This is a genomic window from Hydrogenimonas sp., from assembly GCF_029932565.1.
Classification (GTDB): Bacteria; Campylobacterota; Campylobacteria; order Campylobacterales; family Hydrogenimonadaceae; genus Hydrogenimonas.
Genome location: NZ_JAOZPV010000074.1, coordinates 1 through 8,582, shown reverse-complemented (window position 1 = coordinate 8,582; position 8,582 = coordinate 1). Strand labels below are relative to the sequence as shown.

The window sequence follows — 8,582 nt, the reverse complement described above, 5'->3', positions numbered from 1 at the left end:
GAAAACAGCAATGCGGTGTAAAAATTCTGAAGCAGATGGAGCTGATGGCGGGACTTGAACCTGAGGCATGTTGGAAAACGCAAACTGCTTTGCGTTTTTAGTGCCGCAAGCCGATGCGGTCGGAACACAGTGAAGCCGTAGACGGCGTAGCGAAGCGGGTTCAATGGAATGACTGTTTCATGAAAACAGCAATGCGGTGTAAAAATTCTGAAGCAGATGGAGCTGATGGCGGGACTTGAACCCGCGACCTCTTGATTACGAATCAAGTGCTCTAGCCGGCTGAGCTACATCAGCGATCGTGTGTGCAATTTTACACCAATAGCATGAAAAATTCAATACATTATCAGAATAGTTTAAGTATAATCGCGCCAATTATTTAATAGGAGAGAGCATGGCCATCGAACAGATCGCATCAAAAGAGGCATTTAAAAGTTTCATTGAAAAAGTAGAAGGGCAGGAGGGTTACCGCAGACCCGTCGCATTTGGCATCTGTCGCGTCGATCGCGGACAGAAAAACCGTGACAAAATACTTCAGGCGGTCTATCCATTGATCAACTGGAACGAAAATTTCGGATCGGCAGCGGTATTCATCGCAGCGTTACAGGAGAGTGGTGAATCGGTCGATTTCAGTGCCAGTGAGCAGGTTTTCACCATTAATGACGCTTTTATCATCAATGCATTGGCGGCTTTTGCTCCATTCATTCCCGAAGCAATGGGAGAGGCTCATAAAAATGTTCAGGTCGCAGCAACGCTTGCAGGCATTGCAGAAGCGGAGATGCTGGATGATATCTACCGCTTTGTCATTCTTTTCGAGGATACTGCGCCACAGAGTGTCGAATCGGTCTATATGAAACTCTATGCGCTTTCGACCGGTAAAGCGGCGCTTCGCAGTGTCAATTTGAATGGGGCTTTCGGTATTTTGCACAACTGTGCATGGTTCGGAAACGAACCGTTCGAACTCGACTGGCTGCGTGACAACGAGATCGAACTCAAACTGAATGCTGCCTATCCGGAAATCGAAAGTGTCGACAAATTCCCGCGCTATCTGCAGCATATTATCCCTGCCGACAATACCCGCATCCTCGACAGCGCGAAAGTGCGTATGGGCGCACAGCTCGCGGCAGGCACAACGGTCATGCCGGGCGCCAGCTACATCAACTTCAACGCCGGTACCACCGGTTCCGTCATGGTGGAAGGCCGCATTTCAAGTTCCGCCATCGTGGGACCGGGTAGTGACGTCGGAGGCGGTGCCTCGATCCTGGGAGTTTTGAGCGGCACCAACGGCAATCCGGTTACGATTGGTGAAAATGTTCTGCTGGGAGCCAACAGTGTCACGGGCATCCCCCTGGGTGACGGTTGTATCGTCGATGCGGGCATAGCCGTACTCGAAGGTACGAAATTCGTTATCAGCGGCCGCGAGCTCGAGAAGATCAAAGAGGTCAACCCGGACTGGGATGTGGAAGTGGAAGAGGAGAATATCTTCAAAGGCCTCGAACTCGCCGGCAAAAACGGCATCCATTTCCGCCAAAACAGCACCACCGGTCAGATGATCGCGATGCGAAGCCGGCGGGAAGTGAAACTGAACGAAGAACTGCATTGATCGTTAGAATGTGAGAGTGTGGGACCGTGAGACTGTATCTTACCTCTAACATTCTCACAAAGTCGCCACAGGCGACGATCCCACAGCCGAAAGATTCAGCAGAATCTTTTGAAAACGACCCATTTTAAAATGGCGGTGGTGGAGTGGGACAGTTCGTGCTGGTTGAAAGGGATGTAGGCAAGTTTGAGTTTACTGATGATGATCATGCCGGCGAACACAGCCACGAGCCATACGAGCAGCCCATAGAGCCAGCCGAATTCCAGCCACGACCAGATACCGAGAAGTACGGGTACGAAGATAAACAGGCCATGCAGTCCGTGCACGAGCATGAGGCATTTTCTGTTCAACGGCGGAAGCAGGTCGATAGTCGGTTGCTCTTCGTGCATACTTTTATGATCCATAACGAAAACTTTACCATAAGGAACTGAACAATGGCAAATGAAATCATCATCTGGCACAACCCACGATGTTCCAAATCCAGAGAAGCGTTGAAACTGCTCCAGGAAGAGGGAATCGACCCCACTGTTTACAAATATCTCGACGAACATCCGACCAAGGAGGAGATCAAAAAAGTGCTCGACATGATCGGCGCGAAGCCCCGCGACATCATGCGCACGAAAGAGGCGATCTACAAAGAGCTGGGCCTCAAGGATGTAGACGACGAGAAGCTGATCGAAGCGATGGCAGAGCATCCGAAACTGATCGAACGCCCTATCGTCATCAAGGAGGGCAAAGCGGTCCTGGGACGCCCGCCGCAAAAAGTTACTGAACTGGTAAAAGGATAAATAGAGAATGCTGCAAACTGTCAATCTGACCAAACGGTTCGGCGGCCGTGTGCTGTTCGAAAATGTCAATCTCAAACTCGACGCCGGCAAACGCTACGGTCTCATCGGTGCCAACGGCGCCGGTAAAAGTACTTTCCTCAAAATCGTCGCCGGTGAAGAGGATGCGACGAGCGGCGAGATCATCGTCGGAAGCGGCCTGAAAGTGGGTGTACTGGGACAGAACCAGTACGCCTTCGAGGATTTCACCATCGCCGATGCCGTACTCTACGGGAACAAGCGCCTGTTTGACGCTATCAAGGAGAAAGAGAAACTCTACATGGAGGGGAATTTCGACGACGAGAAGGTCAACGAACGCCTGGGCGAGCTGGAGATGGTCTGCGTCGAAGAGGACCCGATGTACGAATACGACGTACGGATCAAGAAAATCCTCGAAGAGCTGGGATTTCCCGAGGAACAGCACATGGAGCTCATGAGTTCACTGCCCAGCGCCGACAAGTTCAAGGTGCTGCTGGCACAGGTACTGTTCCCCAAGCCCGACATCCTCTTCCTCGACGAGCCGACCAACAACCTCGATATCCACGCCATCGCCTGGCTCGAGGAGCAGCTCAAACGTCACGAAGGGACGATGATCGTCATCTCTCACGACCGCCACTTCCTCAACAGTGTCGTGACCCATATCCTCGACTTGGATTTCAAGACGATTCGCGAGTTTGCCGGCAACTACGACGACTGGTATATCGCCAGCAACCTGCTGCAAAAACAGAGAGAGATGGAACGGGCCAAAAAACTCAAGGAAAAGGAGCAGCTGGAGAAGTTCATCGAACGATTCAGCGCCAACGCCTCCAAAGCCAAGCAGGCCACCAGCCGGCGCAAGCAGTTGGAAAAACTGGATCTTTCAGCGTTGCAGACTTCCAGCCGCCGCGATCCTTCCATCGTTTTCCGCCAGAAACGCGAGATTGGCAAAGAGGCGCTGGAATTGGAGAACGTCAGCAAGAAATTTGACGACCATATCGTCTTCGAAAACCTGAACCTCAAATTCAACCCCGGCGACAAGGTGGCGCTGATCGGGCCCAACGGCGTGGGAAAGACGACACTCTGCAAAATGATCATGAATGACGATCTCAAACCCGACGGCGGCGAGATTCGCTGGGGTGCGACGGTGGAGCCCAGCTACTTTCCACAGGATACGACCGACCGGATCGAAGGGAGCGAAACCCTCTACGAGTGGCTGCGCAGCCATGACCGTGAAGCCGACATCTCCGAAATCCGCAACTGTCTGGGGCGGATGCTTTTCAGCGGCGAAGAGCAGGAGAAGAGTATCGAGAAGATCAGCGGGGGCGAAAAGCACCGCATGATGCTTTCCAAAATGATGCTGGAGCAGGGTAATTTCCTGGTTCTCGACGAACCCACCAACCATCTGGACCTCGAAGCGATCATCGCTCTTGGCGAAGCGCTCTACAACTTCAAGGGCAACGTCATCTGCGTCACCCACGACCGGGAACTGATCGATGCCTTCGCCAATCGCATCATCGAGATCAAACCGGGTGGGGAAATCGTCGATTTCAAAGGCAATTACGAAGAGTATGCCGAGTATATCGGGGAGACGGTACAGGCATAATGGCCAAAGGAGTAAAACTCGACATCGAGTTCGGTTCGCTGGGCGAAGGCTGGGAAGCCGATAACAAAGCCGTGCCTGCCGACTTACCCAAAGAGACGCTGCCGCCTGAAAAGCACCGGCTCGTCTTCCGACGTGAAAAGCGCAAAGGCAAGCCGGTAACACTGGTGGGTGAATTTTTTCTTGATAGAGTCGATGAAAAATCGCTGCTGAAAGGTGTCAGAAAGAGTCTGGGAAGCGGTGGAACGTTCAAAAAGGGGTGGATGGAGCTGCAGGGCGACAGGGCCGAGCAGCTCAGAGTGTTATTGGAAAAAGAGGGGTATCGTTTTAAAACGTAGTTTCGGTTTTTACCTGATCGTATTCCACCTTGGAAACATCCCGGAACACAAGCAGACCTGTCGCATTGTCACGATAATGTATCACATCGCCATTTTTTCCGATTTTTCCTTTGATTTTGACATATTCGTGAAGGTTGTATCCGTCATACCAATCTTTGGCATACTCCCAGACTTCACCGTTTGAAACGGTGCGTTGAATGGACTGCTTTCCGGTTGTCATACTTTTTTCATACTGTCCGCTTCCAATCAGTAGAACCGTGCCCAACGTCAGAACCATAGCGGCCGTCAGAAATTTATAAGATGCATTCAACATATGAACTCCTTTGTGTTGATATGTTGAAATGATAGGGGATGGGTATTAACCTCGTATGTGTAGGTATGAACGCTGCATCAATGAAAAATAACCGGATCTATTTTTCTATCGCTAAAAATTCTCCTCTGAAACTCTCAATGCCGCCCATGAGCCAGATAGCCGCTTTTTGATTGAATATTTCACTTTCCAGAACCGAAACTTTCGATCTGGCAGCAGCCAGGTCGGCGATGGCACGACTCAGTTCGTCGGCACTGGCAAGCTGATTTTCAAAGCGCCCTTCGGTCAGTTTGTAGTATTCGCTTCGTGCATTCTCTTCCATTTTGGCGCTCATCAGTTTCGACTGGATGGCTGTCAGGACAAGAAAAGCATTTTCAATGTCGGTTTTGACACGGTTTTTGTAGTCGTTGAGCTCAATCTTCGCTGCAAGAATCCTGTGTCGGGCCGCTTCGACACTCTTTTCGTCACTGAATCCGCTGAAGAGATTCCAGCTGGCGGCTGCACCGACATAACTGCGATCGGCGTTGGTGTACCCGTCTCCGTTGAGTTCGATCGTATCACCCTGTTTCTTGAGTGACGCTGCGAGACCCACAGTCGGATAGTAGCGGCTTTTGGCCAGTTTTTCGATCGACTCGTCGATTTTCAGTGAAGTTTGAAGGGCTCTGATATCCTCGCGTGAACGGAGTGCCGTCTGGATGATTCGCTCCTTCGAAAGCTCTTTTTGGGAAACGAAAGGAGGTTCGATCCTATCAACAGGTTGATTGAGCAGATAGCTGAGCCGGTTCATGTACCGTTCTTTTTCGGTTTGCGCCTCTGTTATTTCCGCTTCGATAGCATATTTTTTGGCTTCGATATTATAAAGATCGGCGGGCGGGAGCAGGCCGTTATCATAGAGGCCTTTGGCCTTCCTGTAGGCATCTTCAATGGCTTTCAGTGCTTTATGCGTGGCATCGAGAACACGGTCGGCCGCATAGATGGCTGTGTAGAGTCTGGTTGTCCGAAGATAGAGGTTGCGTCTGAGATCGAGCCGTTTCAGCGATGCGAGCTGATGCTCGAATGTCGCCTTGTCGATGGATGCCGTAACGGCAAAACCCGTAAAGAGCGGATAGGAGAGCGTCACGTCGCCTTCCCACTTCTCTTTGGTTCCCATCGGAATGGCAGATGTCGGACCGGGCACGGCCGGGAAATGGAGGATCATCGTCGGCGTATCTTTCAGATAAGCGGCACTCAAATGGGCATCGAGCGACGGCAGATTTTTCCCTTTCGCAGCTTCGGCCTGCATGCCCGCAGCCATTTCCAGCTCTTTGGCACGTTCGAGAACCAGGGCGTTGTCGACCTTTTCGATCACTTGCCGATAGGTCTGGGCATGGAGGGAAGGCAAAAGGGAGAAAGTGAAAGGTAACAAGTAAAAAAGCAGGAAAGTTTTACGCATGTTGGCTCCTTGCGAAAGGGTTTTTGACGAATAGCAGCACGACGAACAGTGAACCTAGTATACCCCAGTAGCCCGCATGAACGAAGGTGTTGTAAAAGCCGTAGTTGGCACTCATGAAGGTTTCGTATTGTTGAAATACGGCCATCACCTTCTCCTGCGTCATGCCCGAGAACTCCTGAAGGGTCTGAAGGTAGTGACGGATAAAGTCGGGGTTTTGGAGCTCCTCCATCCTTAAAAAGTGCATGTTCTTGAAGTACTCCATGTTGTTGGTAGCCAGCGCCGTACCGAAACTCCCGCCCACAAAACGGAAGTAGTCCATCAGTACGATGGCCAGCTCCCCCTTGTGGCCCGGGGCGCTTTGGAGTACCATCACCGTCACGGGTGCGAAAAAGAGCCCCATCCCGATGCCGAAAGGTATCGTCAGCAGCATCGCCTGCGAAAGAGGTGTGTAGTAGTTGAGCTGCGGCAGCAGCGCGAAAGAGGTGGTGACATAGAAAAAGGTGGCGATGGCGACGGTGTTTTTGGCCCCGATCTTGTCGGCCAGAATTCCCGCGAGCGGCGAAAAGATACCGATAAAAAGGGCGAAGGCGAAGACTGCAATGCCCGCATCGAGTGTCGGCAGCAACTTGATGTGCTCGTAGTAGACCGGCAGCAGGTAGAAGTACTGGTACATCGAAAAGCCCAGGATGAAAAAGTAGATCATGATGCCGTTGGCAAAGAGCGGGTTTTTGAAAAGTGAAAAGTCGATGAGCTTGTCCTTCGACCATAACTCGCTGAGGATGTAGAGCAGAAAACCGACGACGCTGAACACCAACAGCAGACCGATGAGCGAACTGTTAAACCAGCCGTACTGCTGCCCTTTAGAGAGCATGATAAGCAGACTGACGGTGGCAAAACTCAGTAGAAAAAAACTGACGAAATTGAAGCGAAGCTTCGTAAAAAAGCTCTCTTTGGGCAGATAGATCAACCCCGATATTACCAGCAGCAGTCCCACGGGCACGTTGATGAAAAAGACCATCCGCCAGTTGTAGTACTCGGTAAGATATCCCCCGATGGTGGGGCCAAGAGCGGGGGCGAAGCTCACCCCCAGGCCGAAGATCCCCATTGCCAGACCCTGTTTGTCCGGCGGGAAATAACTGAAGATCATGATATGGCTGGTGACCATGATCAGCGCCTCGCCGACGCCCTGGATGACGCGAAAGATAATGATCTCGTCCAGGTTCGTCGAGAGTCCGCAGGCCAGGGAGGCCGCCGTAAAGAGCGCGACGCCTGCCAGAAAGACGGCCTTCGCCCCGAAATTTTTGATGAGCCACTCGGTAATCAGCAGCGCGATCGCCGCCGCGACCATGTAGCTGGTGATGATCCACTGCACCCCGTACATATCCGTAGCCAGCGGCCCCGTGAGCTTGGGAACGATGACGTCGACGACCGTGGTATCCAGAATCGCCATAAAGGCGCCGGTCATGACGATGATCGAAAATATGGCTCTCTCTTTGGGGGTGATGTCCCAAGGATTCTTTTCTTCGGTCATTGGTGTATTGGTGTATTGGTTATTGGGATTACTGGGCATTTTTCAGCCTGGTGATGAAATTGTTGAGTTTCTTGCCAAGCGTTTCTATTTTGGACAAGAAAGATTGAAAAGTCTCTTGGTCGACAAAGTCTCGCTTATGAAGAAGCAAGAGCCAGTGTTTGACCTCCCAAAGAGACCCTCTCGCATTATAATAGAATTTCATACTGTCTTTATAGTGATATCGGCCATACCCTTCGGCAATGTTGGCTCCGATCGAATCCGTGGCCTTTAAAAACTGCGAACCTATATCAAACTGGAACTGTTTGGGCAAAGTTTGAAATATAGACCATCCCATCTCACTAAGCTCCAAAGCGATCTGATAAATCTCCAAATCACCCAGTTTTTTCATTGTCCCTCCCAATACACCAATAACCAATACACCAATTACTCGCTCGCATCGCGGGCGATGGCGACAGTCGCCCCCATCCCCGCCCGCAGCCCTTCGATGTCGTCGAGCTTTATCCTCACCACAAACCGCTGGTCGAGTTTGGTAAATTCGCCGCTGGCGATGTCGCGAGGTACGAGGCTGAAGGTGGAGGCGGAAGTGGGCGCGATGGACTCGACCGTGCCGCGGTACTCTTTGTCCTTTACGGCGTCGACGGTGATCTTGACGGCGTTGCCGGGTCTGACGCCGTGCATCTTCTTTTCGGATAGCAGTACTTCGCAATAGAGCGCCTTAGGGTCGGCGACGGCATAGACGGGCGTGCCTTTTTTCACGACGCGGGGGGCTTCGATGAATTTTTTGGCGACGATACCGTCGAAAGGCGCGTAGAGTCTGGTGTAGGCGAGGCTGTTTTCGACGGCTTCGAGGCTCTTTTTTTGCGCCTGAAGCTCTCTGGTTCTGGCTTCGATCGATTTGGTGAGTTCCTGGATCTGTTTTTCATTGAGCCCCGCGATGCGGCGGGCGTCGACGGCCTTGCGCTTTTGCGCCA

Annotated in this window: 10 protein-coding genes and 1 tRNA gene; 4 read left to right on the top strand and 7 right to left on the bottom strand. The window is 51.8% G+C overall.

Going from position 1 to position 8,582, the window contains the following annotated elements; all coding sequences use genetic code 11:
- Positions 1–217 precede the first annotated feature (217 nt).
- Positions 218–294 (bottom strand) — tRNA-Thr (locus tag Q1K24_RS08230).
- 97 nt (positions 295–391) lie between these two features.
- Between Q1K24_RS08230 and Q1K24_RS08225 the strand changes: the two genes are divergently transcribed.
- A complete protein-coding gene (locus Q1K24_RS08225) occupies positions 392–1,600 on the top strand; it encodes a 2,3,4,5-tetrahydropyridine-2,6-carboxylate N-succinyltransferase (protein WP_300368700.1) in 1,209 nt (402 codons plus the stop codon).
- 95 nt (positions 1,601–1,695) lie between these two features.
- Here Q1K24_RS08225 and Q1K24_RS08220 read toward each other — a convergent pair whose 3' ends face one another.
- Complete coding sequence (locus tag Q1K24_RS08220) at positions 1,696–2,001, bottom strand: hypothetical protein (RefSeq protein WP_300368696.1); 306 nt, start codon at positions 1,999–2,001, stop codon at positions 1,696–1,698.
- 30 nt (positions 2,002–2,031) lie between these two features.
- On the opposite strand from Q1K24_RS08220, the gene arsC reads away from it, so the two are divergent.
- From arsC to Q1K24_RS08205, 3 genes are read left to right on the top strand one after another with little or no spacing between them, the layout of a single operon-like run.
- On the top strand, positions 2,032–2,385 hold the full coding sequence (gene arsC / locus Q1K24_RS08215; RefSeq protein WP_300368693.1) for an arsenate reductase (glutaredoxin): 354 nt from the start codon (positions 2,032–2,034) through the stop codon (positions 2,383–2,385).
- Between the two features lie 7 nt (positions 2,386–2,392).
- A complete protein-coding gene (locus tag Q1K24_RS08210) occupies positions 2,393–4,003 on the top strand; it encodes an ATP-binding cassette domain-containing protein (protein ID WP_300368690.1) in 1,611 nt (536 codons plus the stop codon).
- Positions 4,003–4,338, top strand: a complete 336-nt coding sequence (locus Q1K24_RS08205; protein ID WP_300368687.1) for a translation initiation factor — start codon at positions 4,003–4,005, stop codon at positions 4,336–4,338. Before Q1K24_RS08210 ends, Q1K24_RS08205 begins: the two co-directional genes overlap by 1 nt.
- Here the strand turns inward: Q1K24_RS08205 and Q1K24_RS08200 are convergent.
- From Q1K24_RS08200 to Q1K24_RS08180, 5 genes are all read right to left on the bottom strand, one after another.
- The gene (locus Q1K24_RS08200) at positions 4,328–4,651 is read right to left on the bottom strand and encodes a hypothetical protein (protein ID WP_300368684.1); all 324 of its coding nucleotides are present in this window, start codon (positions 4,649–4,651) and stop codon (positions 4,328–4,330) included. The two genes, Q1K24_RS08205 and Q1K24_RS08200, sit on opposite strands and share 11 nt — an antisense overlap.
- Before the next feature lie 97 nt (positions 4,652–4,748).
- Complete coding sequence (locus Q1K24_RS08195) at positions 4,749–6,080, bottom strand: TolC family protein (protein WP_300368681.1); 1,332 nt, start codon at positions 6,078–6,080, stop codon at positions 4,749–4,751.
- Entirely contained in the window at positions 6,073–7,611 is a 1,539-nt protein-coding gene (locus Q1K24_RS08190) for a DHA2 family efflux MFS transporter permease subunit (RefSeq protein WP_300368678.1), read from the bottom strand. The genes Q1K24_RS08195 and Q1K24_RS08190 overlap by 8 nt, the downstream gene beginning before the upstream one ends.
- A 28-nt stretch (positions 7,612–7,639) precedes the next feature.
- Positions 7,640–7,999 carry a four helix bundle protein gene (locus tag Q1K24_RS08185; RefSeq protein ID WP_300368675.1) on the bottom strand — a complete coding sequence of 120 codons (360 nt, stop codon included), beginning with the start codon at positions 7,997–7,999 and terminating at the stop codon, positions 7,640–7,642.
- A 35-nt stretch (positions 8,000–8,034) separates the two neighbouring features.
- A partial coding sequence (locus Q1K24_RS08180) for an HlyD family efflux transporter periplasmic adaptor subunit (RefSeq protein WP_300368672.1) occupies positions 8,035–8,582 on the bottom strand: 548 nt, incomplete at its 5' end.